At 73.3% G+C, this 18,531-nt stretch carries 14 protein-coding genes; 5 read left to right on the forward strand and 9 right to left on the reverse strand.

Annotated features, from left to right (window positions below; translation table 11 throughout):
- Nucleotides 1–15: 15 nt before the first annotated feature.
- Entirely contained in the window at nt 16–972 is a 957-nt protein-coding gene (locus ABZ321_RS23180; protein WP_344499942.1) for an ion transporter, read from the reverse strand.
- Nucleotides 973–1,144: 172 nt separating this feature from the next.
- Here ABZ321_RS23180 and ABZ321_RS23185 point away from each other — a divergent pair, with 172 nt between their 5' ends.
- Nucleotides 1,145–1,903, forward strand: coding sequence for a PIG-L family deacetylase (locus tag ABZ321_RS23185; RefSeq protein WP_344499944.1), 759 nt, complete (start codon nt 1,145–1,147; stop codon nt 1,901–1,903).
- Between the two features lie 58 nt (nt 1,904–1,961).
- Here ABZ321_RS23185 and ABZ321_RS23190 read toward each other — a convergent pair whose 3' ends face one another.
- Both ABZ321_RS23190 and ABZ321_RS23195 read right to left on the reverse strand, forming a co-directional pair.
- A complete protein-coding gene (locus ABZ321_RS23190; RefSeq protein ID WP_344499946.1) occupies nt 1,962–3,548 on the reverse strand; it encodes a pectate lyase in 1,587 nt (528 codons plus the stop codon).
- 133 nt (nt 3,549–3,681) lie between these two features.
- Entirely contained in the window at nt 3,682–4,545 is an 864-nt protein-coding gene (locus tag ABZ321_RS23195; RefSeq protein ID WP_354894432.1) for a LysR family transcriptional regulator, read from the reverse strand.
- Nucleotides 4,546–4,614: 69 nt separating this feature from the next.
- Here ABZ321_RS23195 and ABZ321_RS23200 point away from each other — a divergent pair, with 69 nt between their 5' ends.
- Nucleotides 4,615–5,130 carry a hypothetical protein gene (locus tag ABZ321_RS23200; RefSeq protein WP_354894435.1) on the forward strand — a complete coding sequence of 172 codons (516 nt, stop codon included), beginning with the start codon at nt 4,615–4,617 and terminating at the stop codon, nt 5,128–5,130.
- A 154-nt stretch (nt 5,131–5,284) separates the two neighbouring features.
- Here ABZ321_RS23200 and ABZ321_RS23205 read toward each other — a convergent pair whose 3' ends face one another.
- Nucleotides 5,285–6,001, reverse strand: a complete 717-nt coding sequence (locus tag ABZ321_RS23205; RefSeq protein WP_354894438.1) for a VOC family protein — start codon at nt 5,999–6,001, stop codon at nt 5,285–5,287.
- A gap of 156 nt (nt 6,002–6,157) precedes the next feature.
- On the opposite strand from ABZ321_RS23205, the gene ABZ321_RS23210 reads away from it, so the two are divergent.
- On the forward strand, nt 6,158–7,834 hold the full coding sequence (locus tag ABZ321_RS23210) for an MFS transporter (protein WP_354894441.1): 1,677 nt from the start codon (nt 6,158–6,160) through the stop codon (nt 7,832–7,834).
- Here the strand turns inward: ABZ321_RS23210 and ABZ321_RS23215 are convergent.
- The 4 genes from ABZ321_RS23215 to ABZ321_RS23230 form a co-directional block, all read right to left on the reverse strand.
- A complete protein-coding gene (locus ABZ321_RS23215) occupies nt 7,782–9,140 on the reverse strand; it encodes a hypothetical protein (RefSeq protein ID WP_354894444.1) in 1,359 nt (452 codons plus the stop codon). The two genes, ABZ321_RS23210 and ABZ321_RS23215, sit on opposite strands and share 53 nt — an antisense overlap.
- Entirely contained in the window at nt 9,137–9,637 is a 501-nt protein-coding gene (locus ABZ321_RS23220) for a SigE family RNA polymerase sigma factor (RefSeq protein WP_354894447.1), read from the reverse strand. Before ABZ321_RS23220 ends, ABZ321_RS23215 begins: the two co-directional genes overlap by 4 nt.
- A gap of 99 nt (nt 9,638–9,736) precedes the next feature.
- Nucleotides 9,737–10,984, reverse strand: a complete 1,248-nt coding sequence (locus ABZ321_RS23225) for a calcium-binding protein (RefSeq protein WP_354894449.1) — start codon at nt 10,982–10,984, stop codon at nt 9,737–9,739.
- 85 nt (nt 10,985–11,069) lie between these two features.
- Entirely contained in the window at nt 11,070–13,502 is a 2,433-nt protein-coding gene (locus ABZ321_RS23230; protein WP_354894452.1) for a SpoIIE family protein phosphatase, read from the reverse strand.
- A gap of 274 nt (nt 13,503–13,776) precedes the next feature.
- Here ABZ321_RS23230 and ABZ321_RS23235 point away from each other — a divergent pair, with 274 nt between their 5' ends.
- Nucleotides 13,777–15,513 (forward strand): S8 family serine peptidase, encoded by a 1,737-nt coding sequence (locus ABZ321_RS23235; protein WP_354894455.1) that lies wholly within the window; start codon nt 13,777–13,779, stop codon nt 15,511–15,513.
- Between the two features lie 662 nt (nt 15,514–16,175).
- Here ABZ321_RS23235 and ABZ321_RS23240 read toward each other — a convergent pair.
- The gene (locus ABZ321_RS23240) at nt 16,176–16,961 is read right to left on the reverse strand and encodes a hypothetical protein (protein ID WP_354894458.1); all 786 of its coding nucleotides are present in this window, start codon (nt 16,959–16,961) and stop codon (nt 16,176–16,178) included.
- Nucleotides 16,962–17,171: 210 nt separating this feature from the next.
- Here ABZ321_RS23240 and ABZ321_RS23245 point away from each other — a divergent pair, with 210 nt between their 5' ends.
- Nucleotides 17,172–18,515 (forward strand): extracellular solute-binding protein, encoded by a 1,344-nt coding sequence (locus ABZ321_RS23245; protein WP_354894461.1) that lies wholly within the window; start codon nt 17,172–17,174, stop codon nt 18,513–18,515.
- Nucleotides 18,516–18,531: the final 16 nt, after the last annotated feature.

The raw sequence follows: 18,531 nt of genomic DNA on the forward strand, positions 1-18,531 counted from the left end.
CCGCGCGGGACGGTCTCATCCAGATGCGTCGCCGACCGGCGATGGCTGGCGCGGCACCGGTCCGGCCGGATCCGTCGCGGCCTGGCGGGCGAGGTGCTGCTCGAGGGCGTCGACGGCCGCCCGCAGCGAGGCCAGCTGCGCCGCGACCGTCGCGTCTCCCGGCCGCCCGACAGGGTCGTCGGCGGGGTCTTCGGCTGGGTCTTCGGCAGGGTCTTCGGTAGGGGCGAGGGCGGCGTTCGCCGTGTCGCGCTCCTCCTGATGGGCGTCCTGCAGCGCGTTGAGCACGACGCCGACGAGGAGGTTGGTCAGCAGGAAGCAGGCGGCGACCATGTAGGAGACGTAGTACAGCACCGCCCACTCGGTGACGGCGCGGCCGGTCTGCAGGGTGTCGGTGATGCCGTCGAGGGACAGCAGCAGGAACAGGGTCAGCATCGCCTGCCCGACGGTGCCGTACCGGGCGGGGTTGGCGTCGGCGAACATCATCCAGCCGAGCATGGCGTAGCCGTACAGCAGCAGGACGGTGACGAGCAGGAAGCTGCCGAGGCCGGGCAGGCTGCGCCGGATGCCCACCAGGATGACCCGCAGGCTCGGGAAGAGCCGGAACGTCCGCACGATCCGGGCCAGGCGCAGCATGCGCAGCACGGTCACGTTCTCCCGCACCCCCGGCAGCAGCGGCGAGAGCAGGATGAACAGGTCGAAGAGGTTCCAGGCGTCGCGGAAGAACGCCTGCGGCGCCGGCAGCTGCGCGCCGAACCGCACCAGCAGCTCGACCGCGAAGCACACGATGCAGCCGTACTCGACGACCCGGAGCACGTCGGCGGCGGCGCGGTGCGCACCGTCGTAGGTTTCCAGGCCGAGCACCGCCGCGTTGATGACGATCACCGTGAACGAGGCGACGGTGAACCAGCGGGCGTCGATCAGCGTGCGGCACGCCGTGGCGACGCGGGCCACGGACGGACGGATGGTGTTCATTGACGGGCCGGACTCCCAGGACGGTGACCTTCAACCGGGACGCAGCCTACGACATGATCGACATGTCCGGATCGACGGGACAACCCGCCGGAGGAAGCCGTGCTCAACCGGCCTGCCCGGGGCCGGGCGGACCTGGCGGCACCGGCGCGCGGCGTGCAGCAAGATGGGAGGCATGACTGAAACGCCTGCCACACCGCACCCGCTGCAGCCGGTCGACGAGGACTGGCAGCGGGCCCTCGCGATCGTCGCGCACCCCGACGACCTGGAGTTCGGCGCCGCCGCCGCGATCGCCCGCTGGACCGGTCAGGGCAAGGAGGTGGCGTACGTGCTGCTGACCAGCGGCGAGGCCGGCATCGACGGGATGGACCCGGCGGAGGCCGGGCCGCTGCGGGAGCGGGAGCAGCGGGAGTCCGCGCAGATCGTCGGGGTGTCGCAGGTGGAGTTCCTGGGCCTGCCCGACGGCGTCCTGGAGGGCGGTGTGCCGCTGCGCCGCGAGCTGGCGCGGGTGATCCGCACGCACCGGCCGGACATCGTCATCACGAACAACTTCCGCGACAGCTGGGACGAGGCCGGCGACGCGCTCAACATGTCGGACCACATCGTCACGGGCCGGGCGGTCCTCGACGCCGCGCGCGACGCGGGGAACCGGTGGGTGTTCCGGGAGCAGATCGACGAGGGGCTGGAGCGGTGGGGCGGGGTGCGGCAGGTGTGGGCGGCGAACTCGCCGCTGTCCAAGCACGCCGCCGACACGACCGCCACCTTCGATCTCGGCGTGCGGTCCCTGGAGGCGCACGAGGCCTACCTGCGCGGTCTCGGCACCGGCGACTTCGACGCGGAGGAGTTCCTGGAGGGCTTCTCCCGGCAGACGGGCACCCGCCTCGGCGTCACGTTCGCCGCCGCGTTCGAGGTGTTCAAGCTGAGCCTGCTCTGACCGCTTCCGCGAGCGGGCGGGGCCGGAGGAATCCGGCCCCGCCGCCCGTGCCCGTGGATCAGGCGTAGGTCTCGAACTCGGCGACCTTCGGGGTGCCCGTGGCGCTGGTGATCTCGAAGGTGACCTTCTTCAGCGAGGTGCGGGTGAAGGTGATGACGCCCGCGCCGGTGCCGGAGGCGAGGACCGCGCCGGTGTCACCGTTGAGCACGCGCCAGTTGCGGATGACGCCGGTGGAGCCGGACGCCTCGCGGATGTTGATGCGCGAGATCGCGGTGGCCGAGCCCCACTTGATGGAGATGGAGCCGGTCGTGCCGGACGGCGACCAGTACGTGCTCATGCTGCCGTCGCGGACGTCGCCGTAGCTGGTGCCGTCGGCCTTGCTGGAGCCGTCGGAGCCGGCGCCGATGCTGAGGTTCGTGCCGCCCTGCGTGGGTCCCGGCGAGGACGGGCCGGGGGAGGACGGCCGCGGCGACGACGAGGTCGGCCCGGCGGAGGTCGGACCGCCGGTCGGGCTGGTCGGCGTGCAGCTGCCGTTGGAGACCTGCAGGCCCTTGTTCGCGCCCGCGGTGCGGCTCACGACGTCCGGCACGCAGCTGGCCGGGTCGAGGGAGAAGCTGTACGGGATGCTGACGCTGGTGTTGGACGTCGGGTTCGGGCCCGCCGGGTTGGTGTCGGTGCCCTTCGGCGACCAGGTCACGTTGTCGAAGATGTTGCCCGCGACCTGCCAGTAGCCGGCCTCGCTGGTGTAGAACGTGCCGATGACGTCCTTGGAGTTCTTGAAGTAGTTGTTGTCGATGCGTGCCCGCGCGCCGGCCCGGGAGTTGATGCCGGACTCGTTGAGGCTCACGTAGGAGTTGTTGTAGATGTGCGCGATGCCGCCGCGCAGCAGCGGCGTGCGGGAGTCGATGTTCGTGTACGAGTTGTGGTGGAACGTGATGTAGCTGTTGCCCCGGTCGCTCTCGCTGGAGCCGATGAGGCCGCCACGGCCTGAGTTCTTCAGGGTGCTGTAGGACAGCGTCACGTACTGCACGTCGTCCTTGAGGTCGAACAGGCCGTCGTAGCCCGCCGACTCGCCGCCGGACGCCTCCAGGGACACGTGGTCGACCCAGACGTTGCGGACGGTGCTCTCCATGCCGATGGCGTCGCCGCCGTTGGACGTGGGCGAGCCGGACTTCTTCACGTTCCTGACCGTCACGTTCTGGATGATGATGTTGCTCGAGTCGCGGATGTGGATGCCGAGCTGGTCGAAGACCGCCCCGCCGCCGACACCGATGATGGTGACGTTGCTGATCTCCTTGAGCTCGATCTTGTCCTCGGCGGTGTTGCAGCTGCTGCCGGAGACCTTGGTCGTGTTGCCGTGGTTGATCGTGCCCTCGACCTGGATGATGATCGGGGTGCTGCTGCTGGCGCGGTTGCACAGGGCGGCGTGGATGGCGGTGCCGGTGGTGGCCCGGACCGTCTGCCCGCCGGCGCCGCCGGTGGTCCCGCCGTTCTGGGTCGCGAAGCCGGTGACGCCGCCGGTCGCCGCGGACGCCTCCGGCGTGGACAGGGCGACGCCGATCGCGGTGCCGACGATGGCGGTGGCGGCCGCGGCCACGCCGGCCCGGAGTGCGAGGCGGCGGGGTGTTCGGGACTGTGGGCTCATGCGAAGCCTCCGTGGGGGTGATGCGACGGGGGTGTCAAAGCATCGGCGGAACCCGATACTAGGAAAGCGCTTTCCTCCACGACAAGGGTTCTGGTGTGCAGGTTTGTTGCAGGAATCCGGATCCGTGAAATTTTCAGGCGCGGGCAAGAATGCGCTGCGCAAGACCGGTGATTCGCGGGTCTGACATCGCCGAAGGTTGATGGACCAGGTGATACGTGATAGGCGGCAGGTCCCGGACCGGGCGGGCCACGACCCCCGCGGGCGGCGGCACGCAGCCGTTGACGACCGCCAGCCCCACGCCGAGCGCGACGAACTGCGCGATCAGCGGCCACCCCTCCGCCTCCACCGCGACCGTCCAGCCGGCGCCGGCGGCCCGCAGCGCCTGCTCCAGCAGCACCCGGTGCGGCCGGTGCTGCGGTGGCACGACCATGCGGGCGCCGTCCAGGTCGCGCAGCCCGACGCTCCTGCGCCGGGCCAGCCGGTGTCCTTCTGGCACGAACAGCATCTGCGGGAACGTCGCCAGCTCCGCCACGGTCAGGTCCTCGGGCAGCACGTCCAGCACGCTCACCCCGAGGTGCGCCTGCCCGGTCCGCACCGCGGCGAGCATCTGCCGGTGGTCGCAGTTGATCAGGCGCAGCCGGGTCGGCTCCTCGGCCAGCACCGCCCGGATCGTGTCGCCCAGCAGGTACAGGTAGGCGCCCTGACCGGCGGCGAGCACGACCGGCCGGCGCGGCGCGGCACCGGCGAACTCGGCCAGGAACTGCGCGAGCCGCTCGTCGTGCGCGCGGGCGAACCGGGCCACCGCCTCACCTTCGGGCGTGAGCACCAGCCGCCGCCCCACCCGGTGGTACAGCGGCCGGTCCAGCTCCCGCGCCAGCTTGCCGATCTTCACGTGCAGCGCGGGCTGGGAGATGCGCAGCCGCTCCGCCGCCCGGGTGAAGTTGAGGTGCTCGGCGAACACCGCGAACGCGGCGAGGGCGTCCGGCGACACTGCCATAACCGCAGACTATAGTCGCGCGGACAAGAATAGTTCCGCGCTAGCACCGCGGCGGCGACGCTGAACCACATGAACACAGCAGGCAGCAGGCTCGGCGTCGACATCGGCCGGGTCATCATCGGCGGGGCCGCCCCGGGCGGCGGCGACACCCAGTTCTTCAGCGGCGACACCGCCAGGATGCTGGCCACGCCGGCGGTGCTCGGCGCGTTGGAGGCCCTCGCCCGTCTCGTGCCGCGCTTCGAGCAGGTGTGGCTGGTCTCCAAGTGCGGCGAGCGGGTGCAGCGCCACACGCGGCAATGGCTCGACCATCACGCGTTCGCGGCCCGCACCGGCATCCCCCGCGAACACCTCCGGTTCTGCCTGCGGCGGCCCGAGAAGGCCGTGCACTGCGCGGAGCTGGGCATCACCCACTTCGTCGACGACAAGCTCGACGTGCACGAGGCGCTGCGCGGCATCGTGCCGCACCGGTTCCTGTTCGGCCCGCAGCCGGCCCCGGCGCCGCCGTGGCTGCACCACACCGAGACGTGGGACGCCGCCGAGGCCGCGATCCTGCGCAGCCTCGATCAGGCGCCCGCGCGGCGGTAGACGACGACCGCGGCGAACAGCCCCGCGAGCCCGGCGAGAAGGCCGGCGATGCCGAGCGTGATCGGGGCGCCGCCGGCCTGCTCCGCCGCCGCCGTCGCGCCGCGGCGGACCCGCCCGCAGCGGCGTAGCGGCGCCGCGGGCCGGCCGGGGTGGGTCAGCCGGGCTGGGAGCAGAGGCAGAAGGGCTTGCCGACCGGGTCGAGGAAGACGCGGAAGGTGTCGCCGCCGGCCTGGAGCCGGGTCGCGCCCAGGGCCAGGGTCGCCGCCTCGGCCCCGTCCAGGTCGTCGACCAGCACGTCGAGGTGGAGCTGCTGCGGGCGGGCCGGGTCCGGCCAGCGCGGCGGGGTGTAGCCGTCGACGCGCTGGAAGAGGACGGGGCGGTCGCCGTTGTCGCCGATCTGCGCGAAGTCGTCGTCGTTGTGGGTCAGGGGCTTGCCGAGCAGGGCGGTGTAGAACTGGCTGAGGCGCCACGGATCCGCGCAGTCCACGACCGGGCCGAGGAGGGTCACGCCGTCGTTGCCGGGCTGCCAGCAGAGGTCGAACGGGTGGCCGGCCGGGTCGGCGACGGTGATCCAGCGGTCGTTGCGGCGCAGCAGGGTGCCGCCCAGCGACAGCACCCGCTCGAGGGCGGGCTCGAGTGCGGGGACGCGGAGGTCCAGGTGCGCCTGTTGCGGGCGCTCCTGGCCGGGCCACAGCGGCGGGCGGTGGTCGGGGGCGAGCTGGAAGCCGACCTTCCATCCGTCGTTCGCGCGCAGCGACACCCAGTCGTCGTCGGCGTAGGTCTGCTCCCAGCCGGCGAGCTCGGCGTAGAACGTGGCCAGGCCGCGGTAGTCGGCGGCGTCCAGGACCACGACGTCCAGCGTTCCGATCATGCGTCGAGGATACGACCGCCGCCGCGGCGCACCCGTGCGCGGGATCTCGCCCGGGGCACGCGTAACCGGCTACGTCCTCAGGTCGTTGAGGAGTGAGGTCCACCAGACGAGGTGGGCAGGTCGAGGGTTGCGTGGGGGTGCGGGGCTGATGGCACGATGCTGATGCGGCGGGTGGATCCGCCGGGCAGGGCGGCACCGGCGGGAAGGGCCGGCGTCACGCTGGCTGTGGCCGTCACGGGCTACATCCTGCATTACTGGGTGTGGATGCTGATCGGCCCGCTCGGCCCGCAGCTCGGTTACCGCTTCGGGCTCGACGCGGGCGCCTGGGCCCTGCTCGGCAGCGTGCCGCTCGTCGTCGGCGTGCTGCTGCGGGTCCCGGCTGGGGTGCTGACCGACCGGTTCGGTGCCAGGGTCGTGCTGCCGGTGGTGAGCCTCGTCGCGGCCGTCGCTGCGGCCGGCCTGGCCGTCGTCGACGGGCTCGCGGCGCTGGTCGTCGTGGCGTGCGCCCTCGGCGTCGGGGGTGCGGGCCTGCCCGCCGCCGCGGCCGCCCTCGTGCGGGCCGTCGCGCCCGGCCGCCGCGCGCCCGCGTTGAGCCTCCTCGCCGGGGGCATGTGCCTCGCCGCCACGGCAGGGGTCGCCGTGCGCGCCACGGTCGCCATCGACCGGGAGCACGGCCTGCTGATCCTCACGTGCGCGCTGCTCGGCCACGCCGGGCTGGCCGCCGCCGTGCTGCGCGACCGTCCCACCGCCGGGCGGCGGCCGGGGGGTGCCTGGTCGGCCGTTCCCGCCCTGGTGCGCCGGCCCGTCACCCGCTATCTCGCCGTCTGGTACGGCGTCTCGTGCGGCGGCCTCGTCGCCCTCGACGTATACCTGCCGGCGTACCTGCACCACACGTACGGCGTCGGCTGGACCGTGGCCATGCTGTTCGCGGCCGGCGCGGTCGGTCTCGGCGTGATGGCCGGGCCGTTCGGCGGCTGGCTGTGCGGGCGGCGCGCCCCCACCGCCGTGATCGGCACCTGTTTCACCGCCCTCGCCGCGCTGCTGGTGGTCCTGGCGTTCGAGCTGCCCCTGGCCTGGGTCGCGGGCCCGGCCCTCGGGGGCGTCGCGGTCGCGCTGGGCACCGCGTTCGGCAGCGTGCTGGCGCTCATCGGGCGCACCGCGCCGCCCGCCCAGGCCGGCACCATCACGGGCGTGATCGGCGCCGTCGGCAGCGGGGTCGGGCTCTTCCCGGCGCTGCTGATCAACACCGTGCACGACATCAACGGCTCATACGCGATCGGGCTGATCCTGCTCGCCGCCGCCGCGATCAGCGGCGCGAGCAGCCTGCGGGCCCGGCGCGCCTGGATCGGCGCCGCCGTCGCCTTCCCCGCGCCGGCCGATGTCGCGGCACAGGCCGACGACGCGTCGCAGGCCGCCACGACGATCGTGGCGCTGGAGGGGCCACAGGTCCGCGCGTACCTCGGCGATGTCACCGCCGTCCTCGCGACCCTCGCGACCCGGCACGAGGTGGCGGTCGTCTGCCGGGACGGCGGCACGGGCATCGGGTTTCAGCTCGTCGCGGGTCTGCGCCGGCACCTGCCGGCGCACACCGTGCTGGCCGTCACCGCCGAGACGCCGCCGCACCCGCACGAGACGGCGGCGATCGCGGAGATGATCGACGCGGGGAAGATCCCGGTCGTGCTCGTCGACGGCGTCGACCCCACGCCGACCGCCATGCTCCTCGCGGTGTCCGTCGACGCCGACCAGGTGCTCCAGCTGAGCCCCGACCGGGTCGAGGGCCTCATTCCGTTTCAGCGTCTCCCCGGGACGCACCTGCCCCTCGTCGGCGGGTGATCCGGCGGTACAGCAGGAACACCACGACGACCAGGAACACGCTGCCGCCGGCGGTGGTAACGGTGAACCACCCGGGCCACGGTCCGCGGTCCGGGTCGGCGCGGCGCACCACCAGCGACGGCAGCAGCCCGGTCGCCATGCGGATCTCGTACGCCTGGCACGTCTGCGTCCCGTACTCGCAGCTCTGCCCGGCGTCGAACCGGCTCAGCAGCGTGCCGGGCAGCCCGCCGCCCAGCGGCACGTCCCGCAGCTCACCGGGGCCCTCGCCGGCGGAGACCAGCGCGACGATCCGGTCGCCTGACCGCCACCCGAGCATCTCCTCCGCCGCGACCGGCGCCGGCACGGACCCGCTCCCGGTGGCGTCGGCGAAGACGATCCGCCGGTGGTAGTACGTGACCCCGTCGCCGCCGCTGGAGGTCGTGGCGCCGGTCGCGGCGAGGAGCCGGCCGTCCGGCGACCAGGCGGCGTTCATGGTGAGGATGTGCTCGGCGGGCAGGTCGACGGTCCGCGCCACCGTGCCGTCGAGGTCGACGATCTGGACCTGGGGCCCGGTCTGGACCGCGATCCGCTGCCCGTCGGGCGCGAACGACGCGGCGAAGACCGGGGTCACGCCGCTCAGCGTGCGGTGCCGGCCGGTGGGGAGGTCCACCAGGGTCAGCACGCCGGTCCGGCGGGACTCGCCGAGGGTGCTGTTGTACGGGTCGCCCATCGGCATCGGCACCGCCGAGTACGCCAGGGTCCGCCCGTCGGGGGAGAACGCGAGCGGCACCGCACCCGTCGGCGCGGGCAGCGGGACCGCCCGCCGGCGTCCGGTGGGCAGGTCGACGAGGGTCAGCGCGTCGACGGCGATCCGGTCGTCGGTGAGGACGGCGGTCGTCCCGTCCGGCGACAGCAGCCAGGGCCGGATGCGGCGGCGCCCTTCGGCCGCGTCCAGCTGCCGGTAGGTGTCCCGGTCGGCGCCGAGCGCGAGCGGCTGGAACTGGTTGAACAGCTCGCCGTTGCCGAACTGATACAGCATGATGGCCCGCCCGCCGGGGGAGCGGCTGACGGTGCTGGTCAGCGACGAGTACGGCGCGATGTGGTCGGGCAGCGACGGCGTCGCCCCCGGCGCGGCCGGCACGACGGCGACCGGCCGCACGATCGGCAGCAGCCCGAGACCGGCGGCGAGCACGGCCACGACAGCGATCACCGCGGCGACCCGGCGGCGCCGCACGGACCTGCGCCCCCGCGCGACCAGGGTGTCGACGTACTGTGGCGGCAGCGGCGGCTCGTCGAGCGGCACCGACCGGAACAGCTGCTCGCTCACCGCGCCTCCCAGGCGTAGTCGGGCATGAGGCGGCGCAGCGCCGCGAGGGCGTAGGACGTCTGGCTCTTCACCGTGCCGGTCGAGCAGCCGAGGACCCGCGCGGTCTCCGCGACGTCGAGCCCTTCCCAGTACCGCAGCACCAGCACCGCCCGCTGCCCCGGCGCCAGCTTGGCGAGCGCCGCGCGCAGGTCGACCCGGTGCTCCAGCGCCGGTGCCGGCGCCGGATCGGGCTCGGCGTCGGTGAACAGCCGCACGTTGCGCGCCCACCACGTGCCGCGCTGCTGCAGGTACACGTTGACGAGCACCTGCCGCACATACGCGTCCGGCGAGTCCGCGGCGCTGATCCTGCCCCAGTGCCGGTACAGCTTGATGCAGGTCGCCTGCACCAGATCGTGCGCCTCGTGCCAGTCCCCGCACAGATGGTAGGCGGTCCTGCGCAGCGCGAGCACCCTGTCGCTCACGTACTGCACGTAGGCGTGCTCCTCGTCGGCCCGCATCCGGCTCCCTCCCTGCTCACCTCCTGGATCGCAGCAACCACCGGATCGGTTGTGCCCGCCGCCCGGAAATTCTGCGGGATGCGGGGCCGGCGCGGAAGGTCAGGGGAGCTGGCCCGGGAACTCGCAGGCGGTCTTGCTGGCGCCGCCGGTGTCGGCGTGGCACCAGTCGATGTCGGCGCCGCCGTCGAGGGCGTCGTAGCCGGAGCCGCCGGACAGCGTGTCGGCGCCCTGGTCGCCGTGGATGGTGTCGCCGCCGGCGCCGCCGTGGAGGTCGTCGGCGCCGTATCCGCCGTAGATGGTGTCGGCGCCGTCGCCGTCGGTGATCGTGTCGTCGCCGCCGAGGCCGTACGAGACGTCGTTGCCGCCGAGCGGGTAGATGGTGTCGGCGCCGCCGGTGATGGGCAGCCAGTTGCCGCTCGGGTCGCCGCGCAGGACGTTCGCCGAGTCGTTGCCGTACAGGACGTCGTCGGCGGAGCCGCCGGTGAGGTTCTCCACGGCGGAGCCGATGAGGTCGCCCTCGCCGGGCGCGCCGTCGTTGGCCAGGCCGTCCAGGCTGGCGGTGACCGGGACCGCGTGGTCGCCGTAGCTGACCGTGTCGACGCCGGTGCCGCCGTACATCGTGTCGGCGCCGTCGCCGCCGAGGAGCGTGTCGTTGCCGCCGCCCCCGCTGATCAGGTCGTCGCCGTCGCCGCCGCTCAGCGTGTTGGCCCCGGCGTCGCCGGTGAGCGTGTCGTCGCCGGGGCCGCCGACGACCGCCTCGACGGCGGCGAGACCGTCGTGCTCGGGGCCGCCGTCGCCGGTGCTCAGGTCGACGGTGACGGGTCCGGGGTGCTGTGCGTAGCTGACCGTGTCGGCGCCGGCGCCGCCGTCGATCTGCTCGCCGTGCGTGCTGGACGTGACGGTGTCGTTGCCGTTGCCGGCGGCCACGTTGGAGCCGGAGACGGTCACGCCGGTGAGGTCGATGGTGTCGTTGCCGTCGCCGGTACCGATGAGCCAGTGCACCGAGCCGCCGCCGATCACCGTGACCCGGTCGCTCCAGTCGCCCGGCTCGACGTGGATGTCGGGCGACATCGACACCGTGCACTGCGCGACCGTGTCGTCGCCCGGCACGGGGTGCGTACAGTCGCCGGAAACGCTGATCGGATAGGTGTCGTCGATCGTCACGGTCGTGCCGGACTTCGTCACCACGACGTCGTTGGCGAACCCGGGGGCGCCGCTGAAGGTCAGGTTGTGGGAGATGTCCGTGCCCGCCGATCCGCCGGGCGGCACGGCCGCCGCCGGCTCGACCGTGACCAGCACCGTGCTCATCGTCGCCGCCACAGTGAGCGCGGCCAGCCGTCGCATCATGCAGCCGTGGTACCAGCGACGGTTGGCGGCCACCCCGACGAGGTCAGCTTTCCGACACGCTGCGTGACCAGGTTGGCATCCCCGGTCAGACGCGGGGCAGGTCGAACCAGACGAGCTTGCCGCCGGTCGGGACGAGCTCGGAGCCCCACGCGGCCGCCAGCTGCTCGATGATGTGCAGGCCGCGGCCGTTGTCGCGGTCGGCGCCGTCCGGTGCCGTCCGGCGCTCCGGTGGGCGGATGCTGGTGTCGTGGACGGTGACCCGCAGGTACTCGCCCAGGCTCAGCTCGACGGTCACGTCACCGACGGTGTGCTGGATCGCGTTGGTGATCACCTCGTCGAGCAGCAGCAGCGCGTCGTCGATGATCGGTGCCTGCTTCCACGCGGTGAGCATGTCGGCGGCGAAGCGGCGGGCCGCCGACGCGCTGATCGCCTCGCCCCGGAAGCGGCGCCGCGCGGTCGGCGGCGCGGTCGGCACGGCGTCGCTGGTGAGGCAGAGGACGGCGACGTCGTCGGTGCGGGGCCGCGGGCCGACGTCGCTGCCGAGGATGTGGTCCAGGGTGCCGCCGGGGTCGCGGGTCGGCGCGCTGTGCAGGGCCGCGCGCAGCTCCCGCAGCCCCTGGTCGATCGGGTGCCGGCGGTCCTCGACGAGGCCGTCGGTGTAGAGCAGCAGCGTCGCCGCCTCCGGGATCAGCAGCGTCGTGTCGAGGTAGACCGCGTCAGGGGTCACGCCGAGCGGCGGGCACGGCCGCAGCCGCAGCCGGTGCACGCCGTCGGCGGTGCGCAGCATCGGCGGCGGATGCCCGGCGGAGACGGCGGTGACGGTGCCCTCCGCGAGGTGCACCTCCAGGTAGCAGCAGGTCGCGATGGTGTCCGGGTGCAGGTCCAGCACCAGCCGGTTGACGTGGTGCACGACGCTGGCCGGGTTGTGCCGCTCGCCGGCGTACGCGCGCAGCGCGTTGCGGACCTGCCCCATCGTCGCCGCGGCCGCCGCGCTGTGCCCGGCGACGTCGCCGATGACGACGCCGACGGCCCCTTCGCCAAGGTCGATGATGTCGTACCAGTCGCCGCCGACGTCGACGCCGTGGGTCCACGGCAGGTACCTGGCCGCGTGGCGCAGCCCCGGCACGCGCGGCAGCGTCGCGGGCAGCAGCGCCCGCTGCAGCGCGGACGCGAGCGTGGTGCGCGCCTCGAAGAGCAGCGCCCGCTGCAGCGCCTGGGCGCCGAGGCCGGCGAGGGCCATGAGCGTCGCCTGCTCGTCGTAGTCGAACTCGCGCGGCCTGCGGTAGCCGACGACGAGCGTGCCGAGGACCTCACCACCGACCGCTAGAGGCAGGAACGCCCAGGCCTGCCGCTCGCCCGCCGGCACCGCCACCGCCGGGTCCGGCTGCGCGGCCTGGAACTGGGCGAGGGACGTCAGGTAGAGCGGCTGCCCGGTCCGCGCGACCGCCGTCGCCGGATAGGGGTGGTCCAGCGGCAGCTCCCGCAGCTTCTCGACGACGTCGGGCTCGTAGCCGTCGTGGAACCGCAGCTGCAGCTGCTGCTCGTGCAGCAGCAGGAGCGCGAGGCCCTGGCCGCCCGCCGACGGGCGCAGCACCGAGCCGATCGCCGCATACACCTCGGCGGTCGTGCTGGCCGCGACCAGCGCCGTCGTCGCCGTCTGCAGCGCCGTGGCGCGGGCCGCCGCGTCCGTCGCGCGGGCGGCGGCCCGCTCGGCCTCCGCGGCGACGGCGGCGAGGTGCCGCTGCTGCCCGACCTGGTCGGTGACCTCCCGGAACGACACCGCCACGGCCGGCGTGCCGGCGTCGGCCCGCGCCCGGGCGACCTTCACCTCCCACACCTGGCCGACCTGCGGATACGGCCGCTGCTCCAGCCACGGCTCGCCGGTCTCGGCCACCGACCGGCACCGGTCGAACAGGCCGTCGTCCCAGCTGCCGGGTGACACCTCGCTGAGCGGGTGCCCGATGACCTCCTCGGCGGTGCGGCCGACGAGCTTCGCGCCGAGCTGGTTGACGTAGTCGCAGACGAAGTCGACGATCGCGCCGCTGCCGTCGGTCACCGCCCGCAGCAGCGTGAAGCCGTCGAAGGCGGCGTCGAGGACGTCATACAGCCGGGTGCCACCCGTCGACTGCGGCGCGACCGTCAGCTGCCGCAGGTCCACGAACCGCACCCCGAGCCCGTCACCCCACGGGCTGACCCGCATCTCGAAATGCCCGGTCACGCTCGGCCGGTCGTAGTAGACCGTGCGGGTGACGGGTTGCCGCGTCTCCACGACCTCCCGGTAGAGCGGCAGCGTCCCGTCGTGCACGGTCTCCGGCCACACCTCCCGGTAGCGCCGGCCGATCAGCTCCTCGCGGGACCGGCCCGCGAACCGGCAGCCGGCGTCGTTGATGTACACCATCTCGAAGTCGACGATCTCGCCGTCCTCGCGCACCGCCGTGGCGAGCACCCAGCCCTGCCGGTCGTCGTCGAGCATTGCCAGCAGTCGCGCATCGCGCGGCGCGCCGCCGTCCTCGCCCAACGGGCCTCTCCTTCTCCCCGGTGCGTCCCGGTGACGCCCTGTCATCCTCCCGCATCCGCCGCGCGTCGTCGAACCACCGCGACGCTGACCCCTCGTCGGTGCCGGGAGCTTCGCAGACGACGGGCTCGGGTGCGGGACGGGTGCGAGCAGGGTGCTGAATCGGGCGATGTGGCGGTGGTTACCACGAAACGGGACGGGACCGGCTGATCGGACGACAGCCCCGGGCCCGCGGGGGCCTCACGATCGAATGACCGCACCGTCAGATGGAGGTTTGATGCGTTCAGGTTCCCTGATCCGGGCCGCTGTTGCCGCGACCGCGGCGACCGGTCTGCTGGCCGGGCCGCTCGTGGGGCCGGCGGCCGCGGCCGTCCGCACGGGGCACGCCGCCGAGGCGTCGGTGGCGGTGATCGTCCGGCATGACGGGACCGGCGGAGCGGAGGCCGCCGTAGCCCGGGTGGGAGGCACCGTGGGACAGCACCTCGACCTGGTCGGGGCGTTCACGGCGACGATTCCCGCGGGCGCGCTCGCCGCGGTGAGCGCCGCGCCGGGTGTACGGGCGGTCACGCTCGACGGCGCGGTGCGCCTGCAGGGCGAGGAGTGGAACGCCGACAAGGACCAGCACTCGATGTACAGCCTGACCCAGTCGATCGGGGCGCAGGACGTCTGGTCGGCCACCGACGCGTCCGGCGCGAAGCTGACCGGTCAGGGCGTCGGCGTCGCCGTCATCGACTCCGGGATCGCGCCGGTCGCGGGCCTCGACACGCCGGGGAAGGTCGTCAACGGCCCCGACCTGTCGTTCGAGTCGCAGACGCCCGCGCTGCGCAACCTGGACACGTTCGGGCACGGCACCCACATGGCGGGCATCATCGCCGGCCGCGACAGCGGGGTCGCGGCCGGCAAAGAGGCGGACAAGAAGCGGTTCGTCGGGGTCGCGCCGGACGCGCACCTGGTCAACATGAAGGTCGCCGCGGCCGACGGCGCCGTCGACGTCTCGCAGGTCATCGCGGCGGTCGACTGGGTCGTGACGCACAAGGACGACCCCGGCCTCAACATCCGGGTGCTCAACCTGTCGTTCGGCACCGACTCGACCCAGGACCCGCGCCTCGACCCGCTGTCGTACGCGGTGGAGGCGGCCTGGAAGAAGGGCATCGTCGTCGTGGTGTCCGTCGGCAACGACGGCCTCCAGGAGTCCCACGTGGGGATGCCGGCGCAGAACCCGAACGTCCTGGCCGTCGGCGCCGCCGACCCGCTGACCACCGCGGACCGCTCCGACGATGTCGTCGCCGACTTCAGCACCGGCGGCTCCGCGACCCGCCACGCCGACCTCGTCGCGCCCGGCAAGTCGGTGGTGTCGCTGCGCGTGCCCAACGCCTTCATCGACGACGCCTACCCGCAGGCACGCATCCCCGAGGACCCCGACCAGCGGTACTTCCGTGGCAGCGGCACCTCGCAGGCCGCCGCGGTCGTGTCCGGCGCCGCCGCGCTGCTGCTGCAGCAGCGCCCCGGGCTCACCCCCGACCAGGTGAAGAAGCTGCTGACGGGCACCGCCGACGCCATGCCGGCCGGTGACACGCTCGCCCAGGGCGCGGGCCAGCTCGACATCGCCGCCGCCGTGAAGGCGCCGACCCCGGCCGCCGCGGCGCAGGGCTACCTGCCGGCGACGGGCCTCGGCTCGCTGGAGGCGTCGCGCGGCACCTCGCACGTCGCCGACCCCGACACGGGCACCGAGCTCACCGGCGAGGTCGACATCATGGGCCAGGCGTGGACGCCGGCCGGCTGGGCGCAGGTCTGCACGACGGGCACCGCCTGGAACGGCGACACGTGGAACGGCCGCACCTGGTCGGGCCGCACCTGGTCCGGCAGCAACTGGGCCGGTCGCACCTGGTCGGGCCGCACGTGGTCCGGCGCCGTCTGGGACGGCCGCACGTGGTCGGGCCGGACCTGGTCGGGTCGCACGTGGTCCGGCCGCACCTGGTCGGGCCAGGCCTGGTCCGCGAGCGTCTGGGGCTGACGCGTCCCGGAGCACCGGCTCCCGGCCGCAGGGTTTCCGACCCCGCGACCGGGAGCGCTCTGGTGCTGCCGCCCTACGTGGTGGTCGCGGGCAGGCGGGGAGCGGGCACCCGCGGCAGGCCGCGGCGGCGGGCGGTGGCGTCGGTGCCGCCCAGCCAGCGCAGCCAGCGGCAGGCGGTGTGGACGCGCCTCATCGCCGTGGGCCCTGGGGGCGGGGCTGGAGCCGGAAGACCAGTGGGGGAGCGACGTCGCCGGCCGGTCCGCCACCCGGGAAGGGGACGGCGACGACGATGTACGCCGAGTCGTAACGGTGTCTGTCTGCGGTGGATGGACGCTTGCGGGCACGCGGGGTCGACATCACGGTTCCTCACGAAGTGGTTCGGGGGCGAACGCATCCCGCGTCGCGCGGGGGTCGCTGGAAGGAAGCGGGCGTGAGTCAGGCGGGACAGCTGGCCGACCACACTCGACCGAAGTCGATGTGGTCGCGGGTCCACAGTGGCGTGCTGGCCATGCAAACAGTGCAGCAGCGTCGATGCGCGGCTGTCAACGACCCGTCGCGCTCGTCACGAAGACGGCCGCGGGCGTGGACTAATTGCTACTTACCAGATAGGATTATGGGGAAACGGCGGGGCGCGAGAGCCACCGCACCCCGCCGTGGGAGCGTCACTCGAACAGGTCGTAGACCGAATCCGGGGCGGGGACCGCACCGGCCGGCGCGGTGACCGGCGGGACCGAGTCGAAGCCGGCGAAGGTCAGCCGGATCGACAGCTCCGGGTCGATCGCGTCGCCGTCCACGGCGAACTCGGTCAGCCGGCCCTTGGCGTCGACGGTCGCTGTGAACGGGACTGCCTTGGCCTTCGCGCCGGCCTTGCGCACCGCGTCGTCCGGAGGGGCGAGGATGGTGTCGGCGGCCGTCACGTCGACGGTGCCCTTGTAGTGGGTGGCATCGGTCCGCTCGACCTCGCCGAGACCGTTCTCGCACAGCTCGGTGATGCCCAGGCGTGGTGCGCCGGCCGGGTCGATCGGCAGCGTCGCCGAGGCGCCGACCTTCGACCGGTCGACCCGCATCCAGTGCGCCGCGTCGACGCCCCACGCCTTGTTGAGCTGCGCGCCGAAGTCGGCCTTGACCCACAGCTCGGGCGCGATGACGGTGTACGCCACTGAGATGTCGATGGTCCCGACCCGGCCGCCCATGGACATCGTGGCGGCCTGGTCCGCGGGGTCGATCCTGCCCCCGCCGGACTTCGCGCCCTGCTTGATCTCGAACGTGTACGCGGTGCTGCCCAGCGTGTTCACCGCCGCCAGCAGCGCCTCCTTCGGCGGGAGATCGGCCGTGGGTGAGCCGATGACCCTGCCCGCTGACGGCGTCCCGACCTGCGTCTCGATCGTGCAGCCGGTCAGGCCGCCCGCGGTCAGGGCGAGCACGAACAGCACAGTTATGTGTCTCATCTGGCAAAGGCCTCCGCATCGGGGTGCACCCCCAGGCTCGGAGGCGCAGCCGCACGGACGGTATCGGCCCGCCGCCATGGCCCCGACCGACCGGAAGCCGTGGTGACGCAGGTCAGCGCGATCAGCCTCATTTCCGTGACACGACTTGTGTCGACTATCCGCCCCCGGCTCCGTGCTCAAGTGGAGGACCGTGCTGCCGATGAACGGGGCGTGTTCAGGGTTCTGGCCGTCGCCGCCGTCACCGCGCTCGCGATGTCCGGGTGCGCCGGAGGCGGTGACGGTGCGAAGGAGACCGTCGGGTACGCCGCGGACCAGCCGCCCGTCACGATCGACTTCTGGTACATGCCGTCGGGCGGGCCGCTGCAGGAGAAGGCCGTCGCCGAGGAGGCCAAGGAGTTCCACGCCGCGCACCCCAACATCACCGTCAACCCCGTGCGGATCGTCTGGGAGGACGCGCTCACCCGGCTGAGCACCGCGTCGGCCAGCGGCGAAGGCCCCGACGTCACCCAGCTCGGCACCACCTGGGTCGGCGGCTTCAGCCGGCTGGGGGCGCTGCGCCCCTACACGGCGGCCGAGATCGACGCGGTCGGCGGGCAGACGGCCTTCACCGCCGCCAGCTGGAGCTCCAGCCATCTCATCGGATCCCCGGACACGACGGCGATGCCGTGGCTGGTCGACGTGCGGGCGCTGTTCTACCGTACCGACGTGCTCAAGGCCGCCGGTCTGGACGCGGCCACGGCGTTCGCCACGTGGGAGTCGCTGGAGGCGGCCCTGCAGCGGATCCAGGCCACCGGCGGCGGGGTCGCGCCGCTGGCGATCGGCAACGAGAACACCTTCGGCATCATCCACAACGTGGCACCGTTCGTTTGGAGCGCGGGCGGGGACCTGCTGGACACGGCCGGCACCGCGTCGCGCCTGTCCGAGCCGGCGGCCGTCGACGCCGTGCACTACTACCAGCGGCTGGTCGCGCGGTTCAACGACCCGCAGGTGGCGAAGATGATCAACAACGACGTGCCGGCCGCGTTCGCCGCTGGTCGCGGCGCCGTCACCATCGACAACTCCCAGTCCGTCGGCGACTTCCTGGCCGACCCGGACCGCCCCGGGCTGCGGGCCGGCTGGGGGACCGCGCCGCTGCCCGCGGGCAAGGCCGGGCGGTTCGGCTTCCTCGGCGGCTCCAACCTGGCGATCCTCAAGGACGCGAAGCACCCCGGAGCCGCCTTCGAATGGGTGCGGTTCCTCACCGGGAAGCAGAGTCAGCAGCGGTACGCCGTGAGCACCGGCCTCTGGCCCGCGCGCTCGGAAGCGGTCGCGGGGACGAGGCTGGAGACGGAGCCCGCGTACGCCGCGTTCCGCGAGATGATCGGCCACGGCAGGATGTACCCGTCGGTCGCCGCGTGGATCGTGGTGGAGAGCGTGATCGCCAAGGACTTCGCCGAGCTGTGGCACGCGCCGGGGGAGCTGACCCGCGACCAGGTCCGCTCGATCCTGGCCAAGACCAGCGCCGACATCGACGAGACCCTGGCCGATCCGGGCCGGACCGGCATCGGCGAGTAGCCCGGGCGGTGGTTGG

It is taken from the genome of Dactylosporangium sp. NPDC006015 (genome assembly GCF_040614215.1).
Taxonomy (GTDB): domain Bacteria; phylum Actinomycetota; class Actinomycetes; order Mycobacteriales; family Micromonosporaceae; genus Dactylosporangium; species Dactylosporangium maewongense.

What these genes read in the sequence shown, in the direction of transcription:
- ABZ321_RS23180 (WP_344499942.1), bottom strand. Translation starts at nt 972, where the DNA reads ATGAACACCATCCGTCCGTCCGTGGCCCGCGTCGCCACGGCGTGCCGC.
- ABZ321_RS23185 (WP_344499944.1), top strand. Translation starts at nt 1,145, where the DNA reads ATGACTGAAACGCCTGCCACACCGCACCCGCTGCAGCCGGTCGACGAG.
- ABZ321_RS23190 (WP_344499946.1), bottom strand. Translation starts at nt 3,548, where the DNA reads ATGAGCCCACAGTCCCGAACACCCCGCCGCCTCGCACTCCGGGCCGGC.
- ABZ321_RS23195 (WP_354894432.1), bottom strand. Translation starts at nt 4,545, where the DNA reads ATGGCAGTGTCGCCGGACGCCCTCGCCGCGTTCGCGGTGTTCGCCGAG.
- ABZ321_RS23200 (WP_354894435.1), top strand. Translation starts at nt 4,615, where the DNA reads ATGAACACAGCAGGCAGCAGGCTCGGCGTCGACATCGGCCGGGTCATC.
- ABZ321_RS23205 (WP_354894438.1), bottom strand. Translation starts at nt 6,001, where the DNA reads ATGATCGGAACGCTGGACGTCGTGGTCCTGGACGCCGCCGACTACCGC.
- ABZ321_RS23210 (WP_354894441.1), top strand. Translation starts at nt 6,158, where the DNA reads ATGCTGATGCGGCGGGTGGATCCGCCGGGCAGGGCGGCACCGGCGGGA.
- ABZ321_RS23220 (WP_354894447.1), bottom strand. Translation starts at nt 9,637, where the DNA reads ATGCGGGCCGACGAGGAGCACGCCTACGTGCAGTACGTGAGCGACAGG.
- ABZ321_RS23225 (WP_354894449.1), bottom strand. Translation starts at nt 10,984, where the DNA reads ATGATGCGACGGCTGGCCGCGCTCACTGTGGCGGCGACGATGAGCACG.
- ABZ321_RS23235 (WP_354894455.1), top strand. Translation starts at nt 13,777, where the DNA reads ATGCGTTCAGGTTCCCTGATCCGGGCCGCTGTTGCCGCGACCGCGGCG.
- ABZ321_RS23240 (WP_354894458.1), bottom strand. Translation starts at nt 16,961, where the DNA reads ATGAGACACATAACTGTGCTGTTCGTGCTCGCCCTGACCGCGGGCGGC.